Genomic DNA, 24,522 nt, shown 5'->3' with positions numbered 1-24,522 from the left:
ATTTAAAGCAGACCCTTCTCTTTCAGGTTCAGATAGCTGACCGTCGCAGTCTCGAAACCAGTAAGGTTGCGGAGCTGGTCCTGTTCGACAGTCATCCATTCAACTCCGATTTCCTCTGCCGCTTCAATGGATTCCTTAATTTTCACTTCACCCGTACCGACAGCAGTCCACTTTCCGACTTCGTCGGTGCTGTAGACGTCTTTCAAATGGATGGCCGGTACGCGGCCCGCCATCTTGCGAAGGATGTGTGCCGGATCGGCGCCGCCAAGCGTAATCCAGGCGACATCCAAACGGAAGTATAGGTTCTTGGGATCCGTGTACTCTGCTAAAATATCCAACGAGTAAATGCCGTTGAATGTTCTTTGGAACTCATGAGCATGGTTGTGGTAGCAAAATCTTAGTCCTTCAGCTGCAAACCGCGCGCCTGCCGCATTATACAATTCAGCATCGCGAAGCAACTGCTCCCGTGTATCTACAACGTCCCACCAGAAGGTGACATCCTTCGTCTGTAACGCGTGGGCTTCTCGGATCAATTTGTCAAGCTCCTTCTCATCACGCAGAAGCTCTTTGCTGCCGATGCTGTGCGTTGCTACTTGGAGTCCTAATTCGTGGAAACGTGCGACTTTGGCCTTTACATCTCCGCTTAGCAGTTCTCCGCCGCCTTCGATCCCCTCATAGCCGATTTCAGCTACGCGCTGCATCGTGCCCCAGAAGTCCTGCTTCGCTTCTTCGTTTACGATTCCGATTAAACCAAGCTTTGGTCTTGACATAGCTACCGCTCCTTATTTATTAAATTGGCCGTTCTCAAGCATCGTGATAAAAGGACTATCCGTCACGCCGGTAAGCGGAAGCTCCACGCGCGCATTGCTGCGAACCGACTCATAGAAAGCAAAGATGATTTCCGAGGCGCGCAATGCCTTTTGATGCGAAACTTCGGGTTCTTCGCCTGTCTCCAAGCAGTCGATCGCATGGCGGACATAGCCTTTCATATGATCGGACATCGAGGATAATTCCATTTCTGGCTTCCAGGATGGATCAGCGTAGTTGACTCCCCGGATCATTTGCCCGTCCCACATGACTTCGATAAAGCCCTCTGTGCCGGTTACGCGAACCCCAGCCCAGATCTTCGTCATATCCGAAGTCGGCTCCCAAGTATCGATCACGCCGGAATAGAAGCTGGCGTGGACGCCGTTAGCGAATAGAATATGGCCTGACGCCCCGCATTCGGAAGGTACGTTGAACCAGTTATAGATTTCAGTTGTATCGACCGCTCCAAGCACCGATTTCGCCGGAGTTTCATCCATATAGCTAATAGCCTGGTCTAATGTATGAATGCCGCAATCCAGCAGGTGTGCAGGAGAATATAGATCCATGCGAAGCACTTGTCCGATTTTTCCTTCCTTGATCAGGCGACGTGCGGTTAGATTCCCCTGCGCAAAACGGCGTTGAAGAGAGAATGTGAGCTGGCAGCCCTTCTCCTCGGCGATCCGGCTCATTTCTTGGCAATCTCCCCAGGACGGCGACATCGGCTTCTCGCACAATACGGCTTTGACGCCGGCTTCCGCACAATCACGAAATACTGGCAAATGCAGAGGAGTCCATAGACAGATTAGAACGACGTCAGGCTTCTCCTTCGCCAGCATTTCCTTATGGTCCGTATAGACGTTTGCTTGAAATCCAAATTCGGCATTCAGCGTTTCGGCAGATGCGGTTGAGATATCGGACAACGCGACAACCTCACACCTGCTGTCGGGTTGTACGCCGATCGCGTGTTCATGCGCACGTTTGCCACAGCCGATAAAAGCTACTCGATAGACGGATGATGTGTTCACTTCGAAATCCTCTCCTTCAATCTCATTCGTTTTTGATAGATGTGATACGTAACAAAACAACCCTATTACCTCTTTTGCTGACAAGCACTTTTACCGATCATTTAGAACATTCTTACTTCCAAATACGGCTTGTGCTGCAATGAATCGAAACGTTTCAATACACATCAAGAATACATGAATTAACCAGCGCGATCAACTCATGTTTTTCTTATTCAACAATAAATTTTCCCTTGATAAATCAAGATGTGAACATTCTTTGTTCGCATATAAATATTTAACGAAACGTTTCGATTTTACTCCGGATATTTCGGATTAGGAACGAAGATGTCCCACAGCAGTGACTCACTTTGTCTCGGCGTGTCATGTGACAACATTAATGGGATGCAGCACCCCGCTAATGGCAAATGAAGCTTGACCGGTCTCTTCAGATACGACAAGGACAAGAGCATCGCATTGTTCGGTTAACCCGATCGCCGCACGATGCCTCATTCCCATTTTTCGATCCGTAACAATACGGTTAGATAAAGGAAGAACGTTAGTAGCCGATACAACCGTATCAGAACGAATTAACACTGCGCCGTCATGCAATGGATTACCCGGAAAGAATATGGATTCAATCAAGGCATGGGATAACGTACCTCCGATTGGGACGTTGGAGCGAATGAGCGATTCTAGTGAATCCTGGCGTTCCACGACGATTAACGCGCCATGCTTACGCTCAGATAAATGCTGGACGCAAGTAGACAAATCGTTGTATTTGGCTGTATATGGGGATAAATAACACTTTAAATAGAATGACGCCGCTGTTGTTACAATATCTGTCATGATTTTACGCATACTTTCGAACTCTTGTATGAGACATACCTGTTCATTGCTCAATAGTTCGATATTATGCCGCGCTAATGAAGAGATTTCAAGCAGACGGTTTTCTAAATGCTCCTTTAGGGAGGAAGAGTCGCAGTTATGATCAATCATTTTCTAAGCCTCGATTCCTGAATGTGAACGTTATTTATCTAATTGTTTCCTACAAGGGGACCATGTATCCGTACACTCAAAATTACTTATCATTGCCGCAGCTTAGGAGGTAAAAACAAAAAAAAGTCGCAACTGTGCGACTTTTTGGAAGTATATTCAGGCAAAGAACAGATTCGCCTGCCGGCAATTGAATTCTTGTAATGATTTACAGCAGCGGGTCCTGCTTCATAAAGCTTCCGGCCAGATTCTCAGCTTGGCGGTCCCGATTCGACTTCTGGTAGTTCTCTAGTATATCAATCAGATATTCGTTTCCCGATTCGTCGGTTGCCCGGAAAATAAACTCCTTCTCGTTCTCGATCCGCACATTGTGGCCACTTTCCCGTAAACATTGCGCGAAATCTTCCACCGTAGGCTGCCGGTTCTCCTCCAGATAAAGAAGTCCCCGTAACATTGTAGTTTCTTTCTGGCGGATGATCTTGAAGTAAACGATATGCTCCTGTAAGCGTCCCATATCTCCGTCCCCTTTCGTCCAAATCGATGTATTCAATAATAGATACGTATTGGAATGATTTCTGTGATGTTCGTCACAGTATAGAAATGAATACCAGAATCGTCGCTTTTCATAAAGCTGACTTCCTTGTCCAACACATTCATGATACCAAAAACGAGTGAAGAACACCAAAAGCAACGACGTTTTTCGAAGACCATCAATTTTACCCTCTCCACCGGGTAGGCGTTTGGCCCATCGTTCTACCGAAAGCTGTGGCAAAATGCTGTGATGAGCTGTAGCCGAGGCGCAATGCGATCTCTGTGACGGACATCTCCGTTTCCTTCAGCAGCTTCGCCGCTTCCGAAATTTTAATATATTCCATGTAGCCTTTAGGCGTAAGTCCTTTATGTTCTTGAAATATATGATGAAAATAGGACGGACTTACCTTGGCGATCGCCGCAAGCTCATGCAATTGAGGGTTCCATTCCGGTCTTGTCTCCATTTCGCATGTAATGCAATCCATACTTTGAATCAAATCCGGGGATATATGTTTACGCTCGCGTATATCGGTGAGGCTTAACAGCAAATCCAAGAGCGCCAGCCGAATGTTTAAAGCGGGCAGATTGCTGCCTTGCTCCATCGTCTGCTTTATTCGGCGTAAGCTTCGGACAGCCTGTGTCCCCGGTTGTGTTACACGCCGAACCTTCTGCAGCAGATGAAGCAAGCTCAATTCCTCCGACCTGCTTAAACCGAGCCATCTTCCGTCTTCATCGCGCTGCTGCACATTGAGCATAACCCACCACAATCGGCATGGTTCAATCACATTGAATGATCCGCGATGCTTCTCGTTCGGGAGGGTATGGAACACATCCCCTGTCCGCGTCTCATATCTTTCTTCGCCTACAACCCAGCTGGCCCTCCCTTTCTCCATCACTACGAATTCATAACAGTTTTTATGATAATGCTCCGTAAGGGTTAACGCTTTCTTCACATGGTCGAATCCGATCGTCTCCAATTGCGGCACTCCAAAATCTGCGCCGTTTCGTCCCCATCGCGCGGAATGATTTTGTTCATTATTTATTTTCATGTACAAAATATTACTCTTCAATTTTTCGAACGTCAACGCGGGTTCAACCCCTTATGATTAGGGTGTTTCAAAAACGGAATCCAAACGAATCAAGGAGACAACAGACCATGGAACGCATAAAAGTTACACAAGAAGATAAACAAGCATTTGACAGAGACGGGTATTGGATCAGCCCGAAGCTGCTTACAGACGAAGAGATCGCCCGGCTCCGCGCAGCGCATGAGCGCGTATGGATGCGTGATTTTGATCGAGAAGGATTGCCTTTATTCCACAGTTATGCGCCTTACACCCACGACTTGCCCCATCTGCGCAAAGTTGACAACAGCTGGTTGATTAACGATACCGTTCGAGAGATTGTGACCAGCCCGGCATTAGGTGAAATGGCGGCAGACTTATTAGATGAAGATTCAATCCGGCTTTGGCATGACCAAGTCATATATAAGCCCGGTCTTAACGGACAAGTGTCGCGTATCGGAAATGTGGGATGGCATCAGGATTACGGCTACTGGGAAAGCTCTAACACGTCCAATATGGTGACCGTGTGGATTGCGCTCCAAGATACGGATTTGACGAATGGAGGAATGATGACGATCCTCGGTTCGCACAAGTGGGGAATAATCAAAGACAGCAATACGTTCTTCGAGCCAAATCTGGATTTACTGCGCGATAAATTCGCGACGGAGAACAGGGAGTGGGTCGAGGAGCCTTGCATCATGAAAGCCGGTCAAGCAAGCTTCCATCACGCGCTTACGTTTCACGGCAGCGGACCGAATCTTACGGCTGATCCGCGGCTCTCGATCGTAGCTCACCTCATGCCGGGCAATACGGCTTACCAGGAAGGCCCGCAACGGCATCCTAACGTACAGCTGCTTGGACCCCATCCGTATAACGGACAGAAATTCGATAACGAATTTTTCCCGCTCTTATACTCAAGATCGTAACTACAATAGCGAAGCCCTTCCGAGGAAGGGCTTCTTTACTTGAATGAAACTGCCGTACTTAAGGAAGTATGATCTTGTTACTTTTATTTTTTTTCCATTACTGCAAAGTAATTTTCTTCATGATCTGCAAAGTTAAATACTCTGCCGGAAGGTAGGGCTACGGTTTCTCCGACTTTGATATTTTTATTTAATAAGTCGCTGCGTAATTGATCGAAATTTTCCGAGAAAAACATCAAGGAAGGTGTACCGAGATTTAATCCAGGTGACATTTTCGCAACAAATTCCTTATTGTGCAGAATGATGCTTGTTTCTGCGTCCTTTGTTGGAGCAATTTCAATCCATCTCATTCCCTGACCATTGTTTTCTTCAGAAATGACACTAAATCCTACTTTTTCAGTCCAAAAATTCAATGCCTCATCTTGATTGTTTACATACAACATAATTTGACCGACTTTACTAATCATAGACACTTCCACTCCCTTATATATGTAAATACCAAACCCGATGCTTCTAATCCTTGCCATCTTCAAGGTTTCTGATACCCCATGACAAGAGGCTCTTGCTTAGCCGCACACGTTATGTGTGCTCCCCAAACCTTCGCTCTATCTCTATAGTAAGTTAGTTTAGGAGTTTAGACAAATTACAGACTCCTAGCTAATTAAGAAATCGTTAATCTAATGCAGTGGAACCTCAATTTCCCTTCTAATTCCTCTGCTTGGTTTATAAAGTATTTCATACTACCACTAACTGGAATTCTTAGCCCTAGCCCAACTTCACGAAGTATTTCTTGCAACTTTTCAAAATATACTTTGTCCTCTTCGGTTAAATCAGCAAATCGATATAACTCATCATTAGGAAATTGCTTTAATTTATTGTACAAGTTATTCAGCGTTTCTTTTTCACTTTTGGAGAGCGTTCCTAATTGTTCCCCAGTTGTGATCCCAAGCCAAATTCCGTTCAGTACGTCTCCCAATTCAGTCGTTACCAAGTTGGGTTCTGACCAATTATCTTCTTTTTGTTTCGCAATCAAGCCTTCCAATTCTACTAAATTATGTTGAACCTCAACTATGAATATTTGTTCTTTTACAAATTTCATCTTCATATATCCCCAAGCTGCAATTGAGATAAGTAATATGTTCAATCCTATTGAAATATTTACTATTATCTTTTGTTTTTTGCTCAATGTATCTCCCCTTTCACTCTAGAACATTCAGACTTGAATCACATTAGTTCTTATATCGGGACGGAGATTTTGAATATTGTAGGAATGCTCGCATGGATCCTAGACGATGGGCAAGATGGAGCGACAGCAACGGTAACGTCGAGAATGTCTTTTCGAAGAACGACATCCTTACACATGCAACAATTTTCTGGGTAAACAACGCTATCGAAACCTCGATGCGCGTCTATGCGAACGCCAACCGATATCCATGGACCTCCGTTCATGATCGTTGGCCTGTCATTGAGGCACCAACCGGTATAACCTTCGTGGGCAACGAAAATCCGCCGGGCATTACGACCGAAAACCGCGTACGGAACTTTCTCGACAGCGATCGCGCTCCTTGGTATAACCATGTCAACATCGCAGCTCACTCACATGGTGGACACTTCATCCCGTGGGAAATTCCGGACAAATGGGTTGAGAACTTTCGCCGAACTTTCCGCGGACGCCGATGAATGCCTACTGTCATGATTTCACCATAATATTGCTTCCGTCCGTATCGATACGCGTATCTTCCCCTTCAATCCAAGTGATTTCGAGACCGATTTCTTCCTTCACTTCGCGGTGCAGCGCGCTTGTCAACGACTCGAACTCTTCAATGGAAAATAATAACTTATATTAACATTCTTGATATTCGTTCATTTCCCTGCAATGCTCTAGTTTGTTATAGATGTTCGTCAAGTGAGCTTTGACCGTACGCTCGGATATCCCCATATCGCCTGCTATTCTTTGCTTCGATAGCCCCGCGCAATGGCCTGAGCGGCAAATATTCCGATTTTATACAAAAAAGCTGCCTTTCGTAATCCCCTTCCTATTCCTATACTTGCATGAACATCTATCATTATAACGTTCGGGCAGCGGTTTGGAATCGTACATGCGGGCATTCGCAGGATGTACTTTTGGGCATGCCCTTTAGTGAATCTATGGTCTCCGCAATGTCGCGTGTACCACCGTTGACGCATTCTTCTCGTTCAGGAATAAGATGCAGCATCCTTAAATACAAAAAAAAGTCGCAGCTATGCGACTATTAAGGAAGTATGTTCTTGTCACTCGGCATTCTACAAGGAAAGTACGACTGTCAATCGCGAATGAGGCAACGGTGCAGCCGCCCATTTTATAGGGTCAAGTGCCCTTTTCTTAATATCAGCATATTGTGAATTATGCCAATCGAAGGCTTCCGAAGCGAGTTATTGCCAGAAGTGGATTCACGATGCAATGCCTTACAAAAGACTAGGAGGTAAATCATGATACACCATCAGCCTTTCGTCCAGAACCCGGCCGGCTTGCAGGGTTCCGATCCGTCCAAGCAAGCATTCGAGCAGCAATCGAATGATCAAATAAGTCCTCGCGATGACGTGTTACACGAGTCCCACTACACCTGGTACCATATTCCTCATCATCACGGACATCATCACGGACACCATCATGGGATGTGTCATCCTTGGGAGCAGCAGCAAGCCGCAATGGCTCATCCCTGGGGGCATGAGAAGCATCCCGCAATGGTTCAGCCCCTGGAGCATGAGCAGGATCCGGATATGGTTCACCCCTGGGAACATGAGCAGGATCCGGATATGGTTCACCCCTGGGCATATGAGCAGCATTCCGCGATGGTTCACCCCTGGGAGTATGAGCAGCATCTCGCAATGGTTCACCCTTGGGAGCATGATCACTATCCCGACATGATCCATCCCTTCATGCACTATCCATGGGATCCGCATATGGATGACCACCTTCATCATTATCCGTCTTCAGGATGGGATTACTACTCGGTCGATTACCATCATGATTGGATCCATTCATGGCACCATCCCCACGCGCATGGCCATCATCCGTGGGATAACCGCCACCGGTAAGAATAGTCCAGACTCCTTACCTTGATAGAATAGGTTGCATCGCTGACGACATGACGTTCGCGTCAGTGTCGTTAGCGATGTTTTTTTAACGGCTCATACTGCCCGCCAAACGCAACCGCTCGCGAAAGGGACCGACCGGTATAAAAATCAGCCCCGTTTCATCCCGGGAAGCGGCCTGATAAAGCGTATCGCTGGAATTGGCGTCAAATCCGAGAAGCGGACGACCTCCCATCCCGAGGGCGGATGCCGTCAGCAATAATCGGTGTACGAGCATCCCGGCCTCCATTTGCAGAATGCGGTATCCCCGCTTGCCAAGCTGCGAATGCAAGAAATTCCTCCTCCCTGCCACATGAAAACCAAGCGGTACTTGAAACAAATTGACATTGGGAAGCGACATTCCCTCCTGCATCCGCTGCCGGTGATCGCCAAGACAGACCGGCTGCAGCGCATGCGCATCGACATCATAACGATAAGCGCCATCCGGAACGTCCTCAACCCCGTAGAAGCAGCCATATAGGCATACTCGGGGTTCCGGCCGCTCCTGCGCTCCATCCAGGTCGTTGCGATACGAGAAGGAAGCCGTTGCTTCCCGAAGCAAAGCTGCAAGCCGGGAGAGACCGATCGGCTTCAAGATATATTCCGTCTCGGGCGAGAACCGGTTACGGCAAACCGCCGCCAAATCATACGACAAGCGGTCAACAGGCGGCAGAGGCAGTGCAGACGCCTGATCCGGGATTGCTTGCTCATCCTTCCGGAACTGTCGAAATAATTGCGCCGAATCCAGTCGGGACGCTTCGCTCATCCGAAGCAGCATCGGATATTCTGCGATTCGACGCGATCTGATGTAATGATCATGCCTGACTGACGGCAACACACGGCATAGCTCGGAGGCGGAAACCGTCTCCTCATCCTCATACCCGCTTGACATCCACCGGTTCGCTGGTACCGTCGATAGCGGGATAACCGCATACACGCTCTCCTCTTGTTCCGATAGTCCAAGCAGATGGTTAACGGCTTGATCAAGAAATTGATAATGCACGACAGACGAAAATCCGAATCGTTTCGCGAGTTCGAGCAGCTGTCCGATCAAAATGCCGGCATCGAGTCCCTGCAGCCGGTAGGCAAAATTATTGTACTTATAGAAATTTTTCCAGTAAACCGTAGATACGAACGCGGCGCCGAAGCAATCGTTCGTGTCGCAGCGATCCCCGAGCGATCTCGCCAAATAATCGTCGAAATTTCCTTCGCGCAGTAACGCCAACCGATGATGCGCCGCATCGTAATGGTATATGCCAGCAGGCAATTCACTGAGCTTCAGGTAGAAGTACAATTCGCTCGGATACAACCCGCCCCCGGAAGGAACGAAGCGCCGGCACATTTGCAAGACGCCTCCCGATTCTTCCGACGGATCCCGTTCCATGACGGTTTGGGTCAATTGCGCAAGCCCGAATGCGTAATAGAGGAAATGTCCGATATCGCGAAGGCCCGGCACACCGGTCGTATCCCTGCCTTCGAGCGTTGCCGGCACTTCTCTGGATAGCGGAACCAGCGGCAGACCGCGATAAAGTTTATACGGAAGAGGCGCGTCATCCCAGTCCGTCTCCCAATCCAACGGCTTGACCTTATCCGGATCATATTGCAGAAGGTGAAGAAAAACGTCCAGATTCATCAAACTCATCTCTTTTCCCCCTTGGCATCAACTGCTCCGCGCTAACCGTTTTTATGGGAACGGGTGCGGATATGGATTAAGCTGCTCGGGCGTCAAGGGCTCCCGTGAATAAGAAAGCTCCGCAGGGACTCTGAGCACTCTATCCAGTCCCGTCAATCGGATGAGATGTTGTCCGAACGTCATTGGCAGCATGCCGGGAATGAGCACTTTCACGCAATGCAGCCCGTTGCGGCGCGTCTCCGGAGTCGTCTGGTCGACCACGATCACTTCAAGATTCAATTGGCGAAACACATGCAGCATGGCCTTCAGATCATCGGTAAGATCGACGTTCCAGCCCCTCGGTTCAAACGCTTCGGCGAACGTTTGCATCGGGCGATCGTCATTCAGCAGAAAATCGAGCCGACCTTCCGACTGCTTCAACCCGTACAGCATGGAGTGGTCCTCCATCTGAACGACCTGGTACGGATCATGAAGCATCCGTTCATACTGCTGACGGTTCTCCTCGAATTTCTCGCTGAGCGTAAGCAGCATGCCCGCCACCTCGTGAATCGCGCTCTTCGCTGCTCGGATCGGATCCGGATGGGCACCCGCCGCGCAAATGAGGTTCACGCCCAGCTCTTTCCTGTTTTTCGCGAGCGCCCACACACTCGGTATGCCGTGTTCCATTGTCGATTTATATAAATGCACGTCATAGCCCGCGACGGCCTCCAAACGATCCGTCATCCATCTTAATTCCCGATCCTGCACCGATCGGAGATCCAGGCGCGGCAGCGGCAGACGCGCATACCAGGTCATGAGGAAGGAGTCTCGCTCCACCACTTCCAGCATTCCGTAGAAGATCGCTTCCTCCAGACTGCCGCCAAGCGCGCAGCCATTGGACGTTTCGTAGACGAATCCGTGACCGCAGCCCGAACTGTAATAAGCAAGCAGCTCCGGCACGAGAATCGGACGCTGCTGCAGAAACGAATAGCCCCATACCCAGTCGATCGGCCGCTCGGGATCGAATGGTTTGAACGGAAAGTCGGAACGCTCATACTGTTCCTTCGCATGGATGCCTACGCGTAGAGGATCGAGCGCCTGGCTCCGCACATTGTGATAGCTGTCATGAACGGCGGTTCGTTTGCCGTGGGGAGACAGGCCGCAATAACGCTCCAGTCCCTCCAGAATGGCCGTCATTTCGCTATCCGCATAGGAGTGGGTCCGACCAGCGCAAGCCTCATCCCCGCCAAACAAGGGCAAATTGATGCTCGCATCGGCGAAAGGGGAAATAAGATCAACCATCTTCCCGTTCAGAAAACCGGTCCTGGCATCCAAGTAATCTTGGGCCAGCACATTCTTCAGCTCATCCATCGAACGGCTGCGATACGATTCGGCGCTGATTTTCGGGCTTGGCTGCAGCGCAATGCGGGCCGTCTCCGCATCGTCTTCCGGCAATCGGCCGCAGATCGGACATAGCGGATCGGGCAGAAAGAAGTGCGACGAGCTATTCATCGTACGCAGATTGATCAAGAACATCCGACCTTCCGTCATCGGCTGCAAGCCCTCCAGCAGCTTCACGGCTTCTGCCTCAACAAGACGCGCCACCTGCAATAATCCCGTGCGCGACGCCCAAGCGTCCCGGGCTATTCCCCCATGCAACGCCAGCTTCTGCTGCAAATCCCACGTTTCCCTGCGGTCGCTTCCCGCCAGCAGGAACCGGGTGTCCGCGCAATGCGAGCATCCTTGCCCCTCCGGACGAACAAGCGGACCGACAATTCCCTCTCCGAATGCAACGAAGCCGCGCAGCCAAGGCGTTCCCGATTGTCGGAACCGATCCTCCGCAGCAAGATGAACGGATGGAGCCCATGCATCGTTCAATACCAGCGCCAAGTCTCCCGCAGCCGCCTCTCCGAATTCTATCTTCTTCTGCCGAACCAGCCGATAGCGGTTATCGGCAGACAATTGCTTGCTTACCAATTCCGCGAGCTGCCCTTCCCCGATGACCGTTACGATCGCGCTCAATGCGTCTCCCCCTCTCGCAGCGACACGCCAAACACGCCTGCCAGCTCATCCTTCATAAATGGTTCTATCGATAAATCAATGACTTCAATCCGCTTCCGGCTCCTCTGCAGGATCTGCCGGACGGACTGCAGCGTCAGGCCGTATTCCGACTCATCGAAGCTTGGGATCGTCAGACTTTGGGGCAAGACATCTTCCACCTTGACCGATGATCGCTCCAGGATTTGGCCCTGAATGTCCGCTGCATCGTTTTGCGTTTTCATCAGCGCCTGCCGGAGCGCATCACGCAGCGCCATCGTGCGATTGACTCCAACTCCACCATACCAGTAACCGTTCGTACAGACCCAGACGACTGGGAAACCCGCCGTTTCTTGCCCCAGTCCGATTATGGGAGTGTCTCGCATCGTAGCCAATGCGTGCAAGCAATAGCGGCAATAATCGTCCTCAACCTTGCTTAGCTTGATTCGATAAATGAAGGGCAAGCTGGATTCGGAACGGATTTTCAGCTCCTCGAACAGACATTTCCGCAGTCCGCGAATGACCGCTTCCGCTGTCGTCTCTCCCGCTCCAATCCCTACATATTCATGCAGCTGCGACTCGATCGGGCTTGCGGAATCCGGCTGTGCTGGACCGGCTAACTTCAGAACCCCGGCCAGTCGCGACACATACGCCTCGATGCCGGCCAAGCCCGCTTCCTTCCTTGCTTCATGATGTGTCATCCCCGAGCAGACGATCTGCGGCAGCAGCTCTGCAGGACCCTCCGTTAGCGGGTCGACTGCCTGGACGCGACACTGCGAGAGCGGAAGCTGCTTCGAGTCCCCTTCCTCCCATCGATGGAGAATACCGGTCTCCGTCGAAGTCAAGCGATTGAAATAGGAGAGGAGACGGTCTGTTTCCTTCCGCTCCGTACGCTGTTCAATCGACAGGTCGAACGGATTAGTAGGCTCGGCGGGACGCAGACCCCTGACCAGCGGATGGGGAAGCAACGAATGCCACTCGGCTTCTAATGTTTCCGGATTCAGCAGGAACAGCTTCCCGTTCAATTCCGAAGCCGTCGTCCCCGTAACGGTCTTAAGCCATTCGAACACGACCACATTCGCGAGCATGGCTTCCGCAGTCGTTGAGACGGCAGGCAGCCGGTTTGCATCACCAAGGGCGGAACGATGAATCCTGCGCCAAGCGGATTCGAAGCAGACGTCGGAATCCGTTGTTACCAACGGCCCTGCTATGCCCGCCTGCTGCAAATAGATGGCAGGCAGAAGCATCTTCTTCGCTTCCCTGCAGGCCGCGTGCAGCGCTCTGAGCTCACCGGGTTCGGCATCCTGAGCGACGTATAGGACGGAATCCGCTAAACGCACAACTTCCGGCCAATCGAGGAAGCCATCATTTGACTGAAAGATCTCCTCGACCTCGATCTCGGAGTCCGATAAACGCGCTGTCGCTGTCAGCTCGTCGATTCGCTGGCGATCCGTGGTCGCCCGGTTCGTGATCAGCATACGAAACCGGGGCAATCCGGATTCCAACAAGGCCGCAACGAGCGAGACGAAGATCGGACCGGAACCGGCCACAATCGGATTTGCCTGGCGATACGTTTGAAAGCGGTGAGCGCCCGAACCGCCCAAACTATCCAGAAATTCGATCTGAGCGGCAAATTTCCGTTCGACAACTTCCGTTAGGCTGTGCGGAAGGTCTTGGCTGGCATCCCGGACAAAGCCGTTATTTAGCAGTACTTCCGCAATTTCATAAACCCTTGTCCTGTGCGGTTCCGGCAGCCCGTCCGTCAGATCCGCCATGGAATTATCCCCGTTCCACACGGGCATCAATTTTTCGATCCACCGATCGATCATGTCGCCTTCCATTCGAAACGAACCCGTATTGTTGCGAAAGTAGACGCCTCCGTTCGAATCGGGGAGAAAAAACGTGTCCCCGTTCACTTTCAAACGCATTGAAGGATTCAAGTTTTTATTCCTCCTTAAGGTTTTGCCGGAGGCAAAACCGCTTCGTAAGCATGGACTTAGGTTTTGCCGAAGGCAAAACCGCATTGTACCCACAAGCCTTCGCTGTCCTCCATTTTTAAGTTATGTAGAGCGTTTTGTCCGTCATGCCAGAAACGACAAAAAAGGAACAACCCCTGCAGGTTGAGACATCTGCAGGGGCATACCGTTTTGCGGATCGCCAAGCGAGCTATTCGGTACTCAGCGGCAGCGAGCGCAGCTTCCGCAACGTGCGCAATTACCGCAGTGGCCGCAGTTGAAGCAGTTGCTGCAGCGGAAGCAGTTGCTGCAGCGGAAACAGTTGCTGCATGAACAAAACCCGCCGCAAAAGCCTGAGCAAAAAAAGCAAATGCCGATACATAAGCGGGAATCCCCCGGACCGGCCTGATTTTGCCCCGATGTAGGCGTCATCCCCGTCGAATTGAACTGGCCGACATTCAGGTTTTGCAGATCCTTCTGGAAATCGTTCATTGTATACCCTCCGTATCATTCATTTCGCTGTCCCTTGCTTGGGACAATCGTTATACGAGAATGTTTAACTCTGGGTCCGATCGGCATGCTGCCCATCCCCCTTCTCGACTAGATAATTTATGAAATTAGATCCGCTAGTGTTCCTATGACAATCGCCTACCGAATAAAAAGAACCAAGCAGATGGCTAATGAAGTACAACAGAAAGTAGAACTTAGCAAAAATCCACAACCTTGTGCGGTTGTGGATTTATATGGTGGGAGCGAAGCTATTTGTTCTGACGTTGCGATTCAATGTTGATGGGCATATAAATCTCCAGCTCCTAGCAGGTAACATCGCATGAAAACGCTCGTCATAGCGCTCGATGACCCCATCCGAGTTTAGTTCATAGCCCATCTGGCTTATCCAGGTTTCCGCTTAAACATACGCTTCGCCGATTTTATAAATGTCCCCTAACACAACAGCACAACTGTCCTTGTCGTCACTAATCTGCAGCAGTTCTTCACCCTATTATCAGATTACATGATCCCCCGTTGTCTGTTTCACAGCGCTATTGCTTTTCAACCCTTCATTGGGTGCAGGCCATAGCACCCTTCCGAACAACATGCCCACCAGACCGATCACGGTAATTACAAAGCCCAAATTCAGGAAGGTACGTGCGGGACCGGTAACTTGTACTAGCCCCCCCCCAAGCAGCGGCGCTCCAATCATCACAAGCCCTAGGAGCGTGCTCTGAATCCCGAACACACGGCCTGTCATATGCGATGGCGTTTCTTTCTGCAAGCAATAGTTGAATGTAACCATGAACATGCCGTTTCCGATGCCAAGAACGAACCCAAGTACCATTACGGGCAGCACGGATACCCCGGCAGGGAGCAAACCAAGTCCTCCGACGGATATTCCGATCAACGTATAACCGCTTCCAAACTTCCAACCGTATCCCTCTGTACGGTTCATGTTGTTCAGCGCTATTATGCTGATTATGGCACCAGCACCAGATGCCGACACCATCCAGCCGAGCAAAGATTCCTGATTCGGAGCAACAGCACGGAAGAGGCTGGTGAACTGAAAATCGATCATCTGGATTGCGAGCGCCCCGGTTAACCCGAACAGCATGGTGGTCAGCAGTAATCGGCTGTGCAAGATGAAGCTCCAGCCTTCCTTCCACATGGTACGCAGCGGAACCCGCTGCTCCAGCGCAGGCGCGAACGAGCGCTCCCCTTCAGGTGCTATCATGCCGACTCCCGCCTCTGCATTCTTGACGGTGAGCAGCAGCAAATAAGACCCCAGCCTGAAGCAGGCACATAACAAAATGCACCACTGCGGAGACAGGAGGGACAAAGCGAATCCGCCTAGTAAAGGACCTGCGATTTTGGAGCCTTGGTTCACGATTCCGTTGAGTGAGGCAGCCTGAAGCAGTTGATCCTCCCTGACGATGCTGCGTGTCAACGACTGCTGTGCGGGCACATTTAACGTAGAGATTGCCGCGCGTAACATAAGCAGAGAAAGCAGCCATAACATAGTTGGAGCTAATAACACCAGCAAGGTCAGGACTGCTGTTAGCAAATCGCAAATACGCATTAGCTTCAACTTGTTCAGCCGGTCGGCAGCGACACCCGCAACCGAGCCTAGCAGGATACTTGGAAGAGCGTTCGCGACCGGAATCAGGGCTAACATCAGCGGTCCGGCCTGCCAACGATAACCCACAATCACCTGGATGGCCAACATGTCAAACCAGTCGCCTAAGGTTGCAGCGGCAAAGGCGCTATATACGCGCATGTAAACGTTGTTACGAAGCAGGCTTGCTCTTTCTGCTTGTTGTGCAGCTGACATTGCTCATTCCTCCAAATCACAGTAGATCGTATATCGTACAATACTACTGTAGCGGAGCAATGTCAGAGCAATGTCAGAGCGCATGATCAGAAACGGTTTAACTTGTTCAGCATCGTTGCTTCTAACGATCCTAACAGCTTTTTGAGGCCAATCCGCTCCTGTTCTTCTTCAAAAATATATGAATATTTCCGCTTCAATTCTTTTATCGGAGGAAACAAGCCGCAATAATGATTAATACGGTACAGGGCATGCAGCTTCATCGGCACAAAGCCTGACTTGCCCAGCACTTGGAGTCCCTCCTCCAGCAGATCATCCGCTGCAAGCCATGCTTGACGCTGCAACCGCCAAATTCCCTTGACCACCTTGTAACTGCCGATCTCACGTAGAAAAGGCTTGGCGGACAGAATCTCGGCTTCAATCGTTTCCGCCATCTTCTCCAACTCGTCCTCCTCCGCTCCTGCAATCAAGTGAACAAACATCTCCGTAATGGCCGTTTGCGGTATGAAATTCTCATAATCCGGTTCGGCAATCAAGGCGTGACTTACCTTCAAGCGTTCCATCGCTTTATCGGGCTCTTCCGCTAGCGCATACAAGTCAAGAATATTGAGAATCTCCATTTCTTTGTGCTGTGCGGGAGACAACAAATTCTTCTTAAGCACTTGCTCGCAGTATGTCAGCCTCTGCTTCGGGCTCCCTGTGAACATATAGAACAACAGCAGCCAATAGAAGCGCTCGTCCAGCGAAACCTCGTCTGTATGTAGCAGCCATTCCAGGTCTCCTTGTACAAAACGGACATAGACGGAATAAAACGGGTCCAACTCATACCCAAGCACGTCTTGTTGGCGTGCAAGGGTCAGCATCGAACGGCCCTGGCCATATTGGTGGTATTTCCCAATTACATCCCGCATCGTCTCATGCAGCTCCAAGTCCCGGGTGGTCGGGTTCGTTTCCCCTATGTTCTTTGCAATCTGCACAACCAGGCTATAGCCATATCCCCGGACCGTCTTAATCTCCAGATCTGCAAACGGGTCTAGCTTCTTACGCAGCCTGTATATATGGTCATCTACCGTACGCTCAACCGGATATTCCAGCGGCCACACTTTATCCAACAGCTGCTCTCGGCTAAATGTACGGCCTCTATTGCGGTAAAGAAATCGCATCAGAGCGAACTCCTTGGGAAGCAGTTTTACCGTTATGCCTTCGACAGTCACTGTATATTCACTTGCGTTTAATTCCAGATTCATTCAGAGAACCCTTCTTTCATATGGACCAGCTTCGTGACCTAAGTATAACAGCCAACCTTCGCCGTGCTCCAGAAGAATGCGCATGAGCGTCGATCGTCCAATCTATTTTGACAGCAAAACATAACGCAATAAAAGGCTGCCACCCGGCAGCCCTTATAATACAGAATTATCGTTTTCCGTTCGTTCGGACATGAATGTGAAGCTGGTAATTCACTTACGATTCGAATGGCGTTTTCTCTCGCTCGCTATTCCCACTCCTGCCCCGACTGATCTAATTGAGACTTAAGAGCGCGAATAGCGGCAACGACCCGTTCGGGATTGCTGGCATTCGGCAAATAATGCTGCAGATGCGGCTCAACCGAGAGGAATCCTTGGAAACCTCGGGACTTTAACTCTGCCAATAATTGCGGAATTTCTCCCGCTCCGACTCCAGCTGGGACGAACTGACTCGGCTCGATGGAGGCATCCTTCACATGGACGTAGTCAATGGAGGCATATACCTTCGGATAAGCATCGGTCATCGGCCGAACACCGCAGATCACGTAATTGCCCGGATCAAAAGCCGCGCGAAGCGAAGGATAACGGCAGTTCGAGAAAATTTCCAACGTTCCTGTATCATCGCTGCCATACATATTCGTATCATTCTCCAAGATCAGAATGACCTTGTTCTGTTCAGCAATCTCGGCAAGACGGCATAACCGGTTCAGTACTTCTTCCCGATAGGCCGTTATCGGTTCATTAGCGGGAGGATGATAAGAGAATATTCGAATATAGGGCGTCTCGAAATAATTGGCAGCTTGTATAGCCGTATTCAATGCTTGTAACTGCGGCTCGAAGTCCTCATTGACCGGGTATTTGCCGATTGGCGAAGCGATTGAGGATATGCGGAACCCGCGTTCCTTCAACATTTGGCGTATTTGCAGCAATTCTTCGTCGTTAAGACTGAGCACATTTTTGCCCCAAACGTTGCGGAGCTCCAGATGTCGCAACCCTTCCTGCTCCAACACATTTAACTGCTCGCTCAGATCGGCGGAGATCTCATCCGCAAAACAAGTAAGTTTTACTTTAGCCATCCATAAACCTCTCCTCTACGGGTTACTGCCGAAGGATTTTTCATATCTTCATCGGCGGAAGGTTTGCTACCTTTTTTTCGTGTACTTAGACGTCTGGATGAGCTCTTGGAGCTTGGCTTCATACGCATCTCCGTCGATCGGCACGTCAACCGTACGTTTTTGGAACGAGGATAGCATAATACCATTCGCGATCGTTAGAGCGCGTATGCCTTCCGGTCCTTCCGCAATCAGCTCTCCCTGCCCGGTTAGGATCCGTTCGAAAAACTTCCCGGAGACGACATGGTGGCCGGTAGGCGTTTCCGTATCTATTGCGACTTCAATGCGCTCATGTTCAATACTGCCGAAGCCTTCGGTTGTTTCTCTGCTGTACTGAAGCATAGACATTTTATTTTTATACCAAATCAGTTTGCGGTCCTCGTACACCAGCTTGCCGTTCTCGCCGATGATTTCCAGACGGTTGGTACCGGGCAGCTCGGCGGTTGTCACGATCAAATGTCCGATCATACCATTCTCATGTTCGAAATAAGCCGTTACCTCATCCTCGACTTCAATATCGTGGTATTTGCCGATGTGCGCATGTCCGGTAATGCGGGCCGGAATGCCGAGCAGCCACTGGTACATGTCCAGCGTATGCGGGCATTGATTGGTCAGGATGCCCCCGCCTTCCCCTGCCCAGGTGGCCCTCCAGTCTCCGCTGTCGTAATAGGCTTGGGAGCGGAACCATTCCGTATGAATCCAAGTTGCCCGCGTCAGACGGCCGAGCTCTCCGCTATCGAGAATATCTTTGATTTTCCGGTAATAAGGAAAGGTCCTCTCCTGGAACATAATGCCGAACTGCAGCTCGGGTGCCTGCTGTTTGGCGCTGTTGTAGGCCTCAATCATTCGTTTGGCATCATTGACATGGACGGCAATCGGCTTCTCTGTCATAACATGAATGCCGCGTTCGAAAGCATCGATGGCGATTTGCGGGTGAAAATAATGCGGTACCGCAATGACGATGGCATCCAGTCCTGCACGGTCCAGCATTTCCTTATGATCATAATAGGCTTCGGTGCTGCACGAAGAGGCAATGGCATCCGCTGTCTCTTTGACGATATCGCAGACCCCTGCCAACTCGACGTTGTCCATTTCCATCAAATATTTCAGATGGGTGTTTCTCCCGATTCCATTCAGGCCGATCAGACCGACTTTCACCTTTTTGTTAGCCACATCAGTTCTCCTCCACGCATTTACTTTACTGCCCAATAGACTTATCTTATACTATAAATTACTCCATTTCCTTGCGATTATAGGTCAAAATGTGGACTTTATTGGCATAAAAAACGCTGTTAGTGGCTGGGAAGTAGATTTGATAAAAGGAGCCGTGCTGCGGTGCTTACACCCTATTTGAACATGATTGACCACCATATTCAGTACTTGCATGTCCAGCGGGCGAAGCCGCATGTGGAATTTCATCTGCACCGCGGGTGCGAGATTTTTTTTCTGATTCAAGGGGACGTGAAATATTTCGTAGAGAAGACGGTCTATCCGCTGCGGTTCGGCGACCTCATCATCACGAATGAGCATGAAATCCACAAACCTTCCTTTTCCACCGAAGCGCTATATGAACGGATTACGATCGAGTTCCCGCCGGCGATGGCCGAGCTCTTCCATACGGACGGATTCAATCCTCTGGACTGCTTCTATAATCGTCCGAACGGCCAGCGTAATAAAGTGGCCATGAGTGCCAAGGATTCATCGTTAATGATGAGCTTGTTCCAGAAATACGAATATTATCAGGCTAACCCGGCGGATGGCGATGCCATCTTGAAGCTGGGTTGCTTCATGGAAATACTGGTATTGATCAATCGTCTGTTCAAACAACAGCAGCCGGGCAACGGAATCGATCCGCATCACAAGCTATCGCCCGTTCTCGATTATATCGAGCTGCATCTGGATCGGGATCTATCGCTCGACTGTTTGGAGAAGAAGTTCTATATCAATAAATATTACTTGCTTAAGCTGTTCAAAAAGCATACGGGCAGCACGGTTCACGAGTACATCGTTTCCAAACGGATCGGCATGGCCAAAAAGCTGCTTGTCGAGGGATGCGATGTGATGGAAGCCTGCTTGAAATCGGGCTTCAACGACTACACGAGTTTTCTGCGGATGTTCAAGAAAAAGGTGGGGCTGCTACCGAAAGATTATGTTAAAAGCGTGAGGTAATATCAGGAATAAGACTGTATGCAACAAAAATTGGAAAGCACAAAAGAGGCTGCCGCTATCATCACGGCAACCTCTTCTATATGTGGCGGAAAATGAATTAGGGATCGTTTTATAAAGACAGCACATTCCTATTTTTCGTTATTGTCCATCCATTGGAAATGAAAGCTTCCCTCTTTATCAAGACGTTGGAACGTATGCGCTCCGAAATAATCCCTTTGCGCTTGCAGTAAATTAGCTGGCAGCCTCTCTGTTCGATAGCTGTCGTAATAAGCCAAAGCAGATGCAAATGCAGGGACTGGAATTCCTCTGGATACGGCAATCGCGATGACCTTTCTCCATGCTTCCTGGTAATTATCCACGATCTGGCTGAAGTATTCGTCTAAGAACAGGTTGCTTAGAGCCGGATTGCGGTCATAGGCATCCTTAATATTTTGCAGAAATCTTGCACGGATAATACAACCTCCGCGGAAAATCATCGCAATGCTGCCATAGTTCAAATCCCAGTTATACGCGTCAGAAGCAGCTCTCATTTGCGCAAAGCCTTGCGCATAGGATGCGATTTTGCTCGTATACAAAGCCTTGCGAACAGCCTCGATGAATTGTTGCGGATCGCCGTCATAGCTGGATGCCGCAGGACCTTTCAGCTGCTTGCTGGCGGTAACGCGTTCTTCTTTCATCGCGGAGATAAACCGAGCAAACACCGATTCCGTAATGATGGACAAGGGAACGCCTAAGTCCAATGCACTTTGGCTCGTCCATTTGCCCGTTCCTTTTTGCCCTGCCGAATCGAGAATGACATCCACCATCGGTTTGCCCGTATCTGGATCCGTTTTCTTGAAAATATCGGCTGTGATCTCGATTAAATAGCTATCCAGTTCGCCATTGTTCCATTCGGTGAAAATGTCATGCAGCTGACTGGTGCTCAAATTCAGTACATCCTTGAGCAGATGATACGCTTCGCCAATGAGCTGCATATCCCCGTATTCGATGCCGTTGTGTACCATTTTGACATAATGGCCGGCGCCATCTGCTCCAATATAAGTCGAGCATGGATCGCCGTTCACTTTGGCCGAGATGGCGGTCAGGATCGGTTCTACCAGCTCGTATGCGTCTTTCTGCCCGCCTGGCATAATTGCAGGGCCGTTCAATGCCCCCTCTTCGCCTCCGGAAACGCCTGCGCCGATGAAGCGGAAGCCCTGAGCCTGAAGATCTTTGTTTCTGCGCTGCGTATCAGGGAAATAGGCGTTGCCGCCGTCGATCAGAATATCTCCTTGATCCAGGTACGGAATAAGTTGATTAATGGTATCGTCCGTAGGTTGGCCCGCTTTGACCATGATGAGGATTTTACGCGGCGTCTCAAGCGATTGGACGAATTCTTCGACGCTGTACGTGCCAACGAAATCTTTCCCTTGCGCTTCTGCCAACAATTCATCTGTTTTCGCAGCCGAACGGTTATACACTGCAACCGAGAACCCTTTGCTTTCGATATTCAAAGCCAGGTTTTTACCCATCACGGCCAATCCGACCACGCCAATTTGTTGTTTCTTCATTACGTGCTGCCTCCCAGTCATTACTTTCCAGTAACGGATAAACGCTTCAAGAGCTCTGCTTTTTGCGCTTCAAAACCAGGCTTGCCAAGCAGGGCAAACATATTGATCTTGTACGCTTCCACGCCGGGTTGATCGAACGGGTTAACTCCAAGCAGCAAGCCGCTGATCCCGCAAGCTTTCTCGAAGAAATAGACCATTTCGCCGTACGTATATTCATTGAGCTCGTCTAGTTCAACGATTAGATTCGGAACGCCCCCATCGACATGGGCAAGACGCGTTCCTTCGGCTGCCTTCTTGTTCACTTCATCCATCGTCATCCCCGCAACAAAATTCAATCCGTCCAGATTGCCGGCGTCCTCTTGAATGGTGAACTCGACCTTCGCCTTCTTCACCGCAAGCACCGTCTCGAAGAGATCGCGTCGACCTTCTTGAACATATTGTCCCATGGAATGCAGATCGGTCGTGAAATCGACGGATGCCGGATAAAGCCCCTTCTGGTCTTTCCCTTCGCTCTCGCCGAACAGCTGTTTCCACCATTCGGAGACAAAATGCAGCGACGGCTCAAAATTCGCCAGCAGTTCAATGGTTTTCCCTTTGCGATAAAGAGCGTTGCGAACAGCTGCGTACTGATAGCTCTCATTGGAAGCCAGATCGGGATTATTGTATTTCTGCGCGGCTGCAGCCGCGCCTTCCATCATTCGGTCGATGTCGAGTCCGGCAGTCGCAATCGGCAGAAGCCCTACCGCTGTAAGAACGGAATAACGTCCGCCTACATCGTCCGGAATGACGAAGGTTTCGTAGCCTTCTTCGTCGGCGAGTTTCTTGAGCGCGCCCTTCGACTGATCGGTCGTTGCGAAGATCCGTTTGCGTGCTTCTTCTTTACCGTATTTCTTCTCCATATAATCGCGCAGAATACGGAATGCAATAGCCGGTTCCGTCGTCGTGCCCGATTTGGAAATCACATTCAGGGATATATCTTTGCCCTCCAGCAGCTCCAATAAATGGGCGATGTAGGTTGAACTGATATTTTGACCGGCAAAATACACTTCGGTATTGCCCTTCATTTGGTTATGGAATGTATGGGACAGCGCTTCAATCGCCGATCTTGCGCCCAGATAAGAACCGCCGATGCCAATCACGACCAGAGCTTGGGAATTGCCGCGAATGCGTTTCGCGGCATCCTTAATTCGCGCAAACTCTTCTCGGTCATACTCAAGCGGCAGATTCACCCAGCCCAAATAATCGGATCCGGGGCCTTGCTTCTCATGGAGCATCCGGTGAGCCGCATTCACGAACTCGCTGAAATAATCCACTTCATACTGCTGAATGAACGATAGCGCATTGGAATAATCGAATGAAATTGTCATTGGAACGCTTCTCCTTTACAATCTTGTAGGTACCATGCAGCTTAAATCTGTGCTGTTTTTTTCCAATCGGCAGCGAATTTTTCCATGCCTTGATCCGTTAGAGGATGCTTGGAAATCTGTTCGATGACGGAGAAAGGAATCGTTGCGATATGAGCGCCGGCCATGGCTACGCGTGTCACATGATCCGGGTGACGGACAGATGCCGCGATGATTTGCGCATCCAGGTTATGAGTACGGAACAATTCAGCGATTTTCGTTACGAGCAGAACGCCGTCTTCCGAAATATCATCCAACCGGCCGAGGAACGGGGAAACATAAGTCGCGCCGGCGCGAGCAGCCAAGAGTGCCTGATTCACGGTGAAGATCAGGGTTACGTTCGTTTTTACGCCTTTCTTCGTCAGGTAACGGCATGCTTCCAAACCGGCCAGCGTCATCGGAAGCTTAATGGTGATGTTTTTGTCATAGTCGTTGATTTTGATCAGCTCATTCGCTTGTGCTATCATCTCTTCTGCCGTTAGTGCATCAGGCGTTACTTCGGCCGATACGGATTCAACCTCAGGCACTTCGCGTAAAATCTCAGCGATGCGATCTTCGAATTTCACGCCTTCTTTGGCGACCAAGGAAGGGTTTGTCGTAACACCGGACAAGACGCCGATTTTATAAGCCTTTTTGATATCTGCCAGATTCGCCGTGTCGATAAATAATTTCATTGTTATTACC

At 49.9% G+C, this 24,522-nt stretch carries 22 protein-coding genes and 1 pseudogene; 4 read left to right on the top strand and 19 right to left on the bottom strand.

Features of this window, described 5'->3' with window-relative positions; translation table 11 throughout:
• Positions 1–2: 2 nt before the first annotated feature.
• The 5 genes from L1F29_RS16950 to L1F29_RS16930 all read right to left on the bottom strand — a co-directional run bounded on the left by L1F29_RS16950 (position 3) and on the right by L1F29_RS16930 (position 4,384).
• Positions 3–770 (bottom strand): sugar phosphate isomerase/epimerase family protein, encoded by a 768-nt coding sequence (locus L1F29_RS16950; RefSeq protein WP_258389463.1) that lies wholly within the window; start codon positions 768–770, stop codon positions 3–5.
• A 12-nt stretch (positions 771–782) separates the two neighbouring features.
• Positions 783–1,832 (bottom strand): Gfo/Idh/MocA family protein, encoded by a 1,050-nt coding sequence (locus L1F29_RS16945; RefSeq protein ID WP_258389462.1) that lies wholly within the window; start codon positions 1,830–1,832, stop codon positions 783–785.
• A 360-nt stretch (positions 1,833–2,192) separates the two neighbouring features.
• A complete protein-coding gene (gene cdaS / locus L1F29_RS16940) occupies positions 2,193–2,807 on the bottom strand; it encodes a sporulation-specific diadenylate cyclase CdaS (protein ID WP_258389461.1) in 615 nt (204 codons plus the stop codon).
• Positions 2,808–3,012: 205 nt separating this feature from the next.
• A complete protein-coding gene (locus tag L1F29_RS16935) occupies positions 3,013–3,318 on the bottom strand; it encodes a hypothetical protein (RefSeq protein ID WP_258389460.1) in 306 nt (101 codons plus the stop codon).
• Between the two features lie 202 nt (positions 3,319–3,520).
• Positions 3,521–4,384: an AraC family transcriptional regulator gene (locus tag L1F29_RS16930; protein WP_258389459.1), complete on the bottom strand. Its 864-nt coding sequence runs from the start codon at positions 4,382–4,384 to the stop codon at positions 3,521–3,523.
• Positions 4,385–4,491: 107 nt separating this feature from the next.
• Between L1F29_RS16930 and L1F29_RS16925 the strand changes: the two genes are divergently transcribed.
• Entirely contained in the window at positions 4,492–5,325 is an 834-nt protein-coding gene (locus L1F29_RS16925) for a phytanoyl-CoA dioxygenase family protein (protein WP_258389458.1), read from the top strand.
• A gap of 83 nt (positions 5,326–5,408) precedes the next feature.
• On the opposite strand, the gene L1F29_RS16920 is transcribed toward L1F29_RS16925, so the two are convergent.
• Positions 5,409–5,789, bottom strand: coding sequence for a VOC family protein (locus tag L1F29_RS16920; protein WP_258389457.1), 381 nt, complete (start codon positions 5,787–5,789; stop codon positions 5,409–5,411).
• Between the two features lie 194 nt (positions 5,790–5,983).
• Positions 5,984–6,508, bottom strand: a complete 525-nt coding sequence (locus L1F29_RS16915; protein WP_258389456.1) for a hypothetical protein — start codon at positions 6,506–6,508, stop codon at positions 5,984–5,986.
• A 92-nt stretch (positions 6,509–6,600) separates the two neighbouring features.
• Between L1F29_RS16915 and L1F29_RS16910 the strand changes: the two genes are divergently transcribed.
• On the top strand, positions 6,601–7,002 hold the full coding sequence (locus tag L1F29_RS16910) for a hypothetical protein (RefSeq protein ID WP_258389455.1): 402 nt from the start codon (positions 6,601–6,603) through the stop codon (positions 7,000–7,002).
• Positions 7,003–7,165: 163 nt separating this feature from the next.
• On the opposite strand, the pseudogene L1F29_RS16905 reads toward L1F29_RS16910, so the two are convergent.
• Positions 7,166–7,317, bottom strand: a pseudogene (locus L1F29_RS16905) (LuxR C-terminal-related transcriptional regulator); the annotation flags it as partial.
• Positions 7,318–7,791: 474 nt separating this feature from the next.
• Between L1F29_RS16905 and L1F29_RS16900 the strand changes: the two are divergent.
• Complete coding sequence (locus L1F29_RS16900) at positions 7,792–8,400, top strand: hypothetical protein (protein ID WP_258389454.1); 609 nt, start codon at positions 7,792–7,794, stop codon at positions 8,398–8,400.
• Positions 8,401–8,485: 85 nt separating this feature from the next.
• Here L1F29_RS16900 and L1F29_RS16895 read toward each other — a convergent pair whose 3' ends face one another.
• From L1F29_RS16895 to L1F29_RS16865, 8 genes are all read right to left on the bottom strand, one after another.
• Positions 8,486–10,078, bottom strand: coding sequence for a SagB family peptide dehydrogenase (locus L1F29_RS16895; protein ID WP_258389453.1), 1,593 nt, complete (start codon positions 10,076–10,078; stop codon positions 8,486–8,488).
• 42 nt (positions 10,079–10,120) lie between these two features.
• Positions 10,121–12,070, bottom strand: a complete 1,950-nt coding sequence (locus tag L1F29_RS16890) for a TOMM precursor leader peptide-binding protein (protein ID WP_258389452.1) — start codon at positions 12,068–12,070, stop codon at positions 10,121–10,123.
• Complete coding sequence (locus tag L1F29_RS16885; RefSeq protein ID WP_258389713.1) at positions 12,067–14,013, bottom strand: putative thiazole-containing bacteriocin maturation protein; 1,947 nt, start codon at positions 14,011–14,013, stop codon at positions 12,067–12,069. Before L1F29_RS16885 ends, L1F29_RS16890 begins: the two co-directional genes overlap by 4 nt.
• A gap of 249 nt (positions 14,014–14,262) precedes the next feature.
• Entirely contained in the window at positions 14,263–14,472 is a 210-nt protein-coding gene (locus tag L1F29_RS34660; RefSeq protein WP_507765389.1) for a hypothetical protein, read from the bottom strand.
• Between the two features lie 571 nt (positions 14,473–15,043).
• Positions 15,044–16,363 carry an MFS transporter gene (locus L1F29_RS16880; RefSeq protein ID WP_258389451.1) on the bottom strand — a complete coding sequence of 440 codons (1,320 nt, stop codon included), beginning with the start codon at positions 16,361–16,363 and terminating at the stop codon, positions 15,044–15,046.
• Positions 16,364–16,449: 86 nt separating this feature from the next.
• Positions 16,450–17,607, bottom strand: a complete 1,158-nt coding sequence (locus L1F29_RS16875) for a winged helix-turn-helix domain-containing protein (RefSeq protein WP_258389450.1) — start codon at positions 17,605–17,607, stop codon at positions 16,450–16,452.
• Positions 17,608–17,852: 245 nt separating this feature from the next.
• On the bottom strand, positions 17,853–18,680 hold the full coding sequence (locus tag L1F29_RS16870; RefSeq protein WP_258389449.1) for a sugar phosphate isomerase/epimerase family protein: 828 nt from the start codon (positions 18,678–18,680) through the stop codon (positions 17,853–17,855).
• 66 nt (positions 18,681–18,746) lie between these two features.
• Positions 18,747–19,889 carry a Gfo/Idh/MocA family protein gene (locus tag L1F29_RS16865; RefSeq protein WP_258389448.1) on the bottom strand — a complete coding sequence of 381 codons (1,143 nt, stop codon included), beginning with the start codon at positions 19,887–19,889 and terminating at the stop codon, positions 18,747–18,749.
• Between the two features lie 162 nt (positions 19,890–20,051).
• Here L1F29_RS16865 and L1F29_RS16860 point away from each other — a divergent pair, with 162 nt between their 5' ends.
• Positions 20,052–20,885: an AraC family transcriptional regulator gene (locus tag L1F29_RS16860; protein WP_258389447.1), complete on the top strand. Its 834-nt coding sequence runs from the start codon at positions 20,052–20,054 to the stop codon at positions 20,883–20,885.
• A 128-nt stretch (positions 20,886–21,013) separates the two neighbouring features.
• Here L1F29_RS16860 and gnd read toward each other — a convergent pair whose 3' ends face one another.
• The 3 genes from gnd to fsa are packed head-to-tail and all read right to left on the bottom strand — an operon-like array spanning position 21,014 to position 24,512.
• Positions 21,014–22,435 (bottom strand): NADP-dependent phosphogluconate dehydrogenase, encoded by a 1,422-nt coding sequence (gene gnd / locus L1F29_RS16855; protein ID WP_258389446.1) that lies wholly within the window; start codon positions 22,433–22,435, stop codon positions 21,014–21,016.
• 20 nt (positions 22,436–22,455) lie between these two features.
• Positions 22,456–23,802, bottom strand: coding sequence for a glucose-6-phosphate isomerase (locus L1F29_RS16850; RefSeq protein WP_258389445.1), 1,347 nt, complete (start codon positions 23,800–23,802; stop codon positions 22,456–22,458).
• 41 nt (positions 23,803–23,843) lie between these two features.
• Positions 23,844–24,512 carry a fructose-6-phosphate aldolase gene (gene fsa / locus L1F29_RS16845; RefSeq protein WP_258389444.1) on the bottom strand — a complete coding sequence of 223 codons (669 nt, stop codon included), beginning with the start codon at positions 24,510–24,512 and terminating at the stop codon, positions 23,844–23,846.
• Positions 24,513–24,522 lie beyond the last annotated feature (10 nt).

Origin of the sequence: Paenibacillus spongiae (genome assembly GCF_024734895.1) — a bacterium.
GTDB lineage: Bacteria > Bacillota > Bacilli > Paenibacillales > Paenibacillaceae > Paenibacillus_Z > Paenibacillus_Z spongiae.
Note: the sequence above shows the minus strand (reverse complement) of the source record. Positions and strands in the feature narration are given on the sequence as shown.

What these genes read in the sequence shown, in the direction of transcription:
- L1F29_RS34660 (WP_507765389.1), bottom strand. Translation starts at nt 14,472, where the DNA reads ATGACGCCTACATCGGGGCAAAATCAGGCCGGTCCGGGGGATTCCCGC.
- L1F29_RS16875 (WP_258389450.1), bottom strand. Translation starts at nt 17,607, where the DNA reads ATGAATCTGGAATTAAACGCAAGTGAATATACAGTGACTGTCGAAGGC.
- L1F29_RS16925 (WP_258389458.1), top strand. Translation starts at nt 4,492, where the DNA reads ATGGAACGCATAAAAGTTACACAAGAAGATAAACAAGCATTTGACAGA.
- L1F29_RS16930 (WP_258389459.1), bottom strand. Translation starts at nt 4,384, where the DNA reads ATGAAAATAAATAATGAACAAAATCATTCCGCGCGATGGGGACGAAAC.
- gnd (WP_258389446.1), bottom strand. Translation starts at nt 22,435, where the DNA reads ATGAAGAAACAACAAATTGGCGTGGTCGGATTGGCCGTGATGGGTAAA.
- L1F29_RS16885 (WP_258389713.1), bottom strand. Translation starts at nt 14,013, where the DNA reads ATGCGTTTGAAAGTGAACGGGGACACGTTTTTTCTCCCCGATTCGAAC.
- cdaS (WP_258389461.1), bottom strand. Translation starts at nt 2,807, where the DNA reads ATGATTGATCATAACTGCGACTCTTCCTCCCTAAAGGAGCATTTAGAA.
- fsa (WP_258389444.1), bottom strand. Translation starts at nt 24,512, where the DNA reads ATGAAATTATTTATCGACACGGCGAATCTGGCAGATATCAAAAAGGCT.
- L1F29_RS16870 (WP_258389449.1), bottom strand. Translation starts at nt 18,680, where the DNA reads ATGGCTAAAGTAAAACTTACTTGTTTTGCGGATGAGATCTCCGCCGAT.
- L1F29_RS16900 (WP_258389454.1), top strand. Translation starts at nt 7,792, where the DNA reads ATGATACACCATCAGCCTTTCGTCCAGAACCCGGCCGGCTTGCAGGGT.
- L1F29_RS16920 (WP_258389457.1), bottom strand. Translation starts at nt 5,789, where the DNA reads ATGATTAGTAAAGTCGGTCAAATTATGTTGTATGTAAACAATCAAGAT.
- L1F29_RS16850 (WP_258389445.1), bottom strand. Translation starts at nt 23,802, where the DNA reads ATGACAATTTCATTCGATTATTCCAATGCGCTATCGTTCATTCAGCAG.
- L1F29_RS16910 (WP_258389455.1), top strand. Translation starts at nt 6,601, where the DNA reads ATGGATCCTAGACGATGGGCAAGATGGAGCGACAGCAACGGTAACGTC.
- L1F29_RS16935 (WP_258389460.1), bottom strand. Translation starts at nt 3,318, where the DNA reads ATGGGACGCTTACAGGAGCATATCGTTTACTTCAAGATCATCCGCCAG.
- L1F29_RS16895 (WP_258389453.1), bottom strand. Translation starts at nt 10,078, where the DNA reads ATGAGTTTGATGAATCTGGACGTTTTTCTTCACCTTCTGCAATATGAT.
- L1F29_RS16950 (WP_258389463.1), bottom strand. Translation starts at nt 770, where the DNA reads ATGTCAAGACCAAAGCTTGGTTTAATCGGAATCGTAAACGAAGAAGCG.
- L1F29_RS16880 (WP_258389451.1), bottom strand. Translation starts at nt 16,363, where the DNA reads ATGTCAGCTGCACAACAAGCAGAAAGAGCAAGCCTGCTTCGTAACAAC.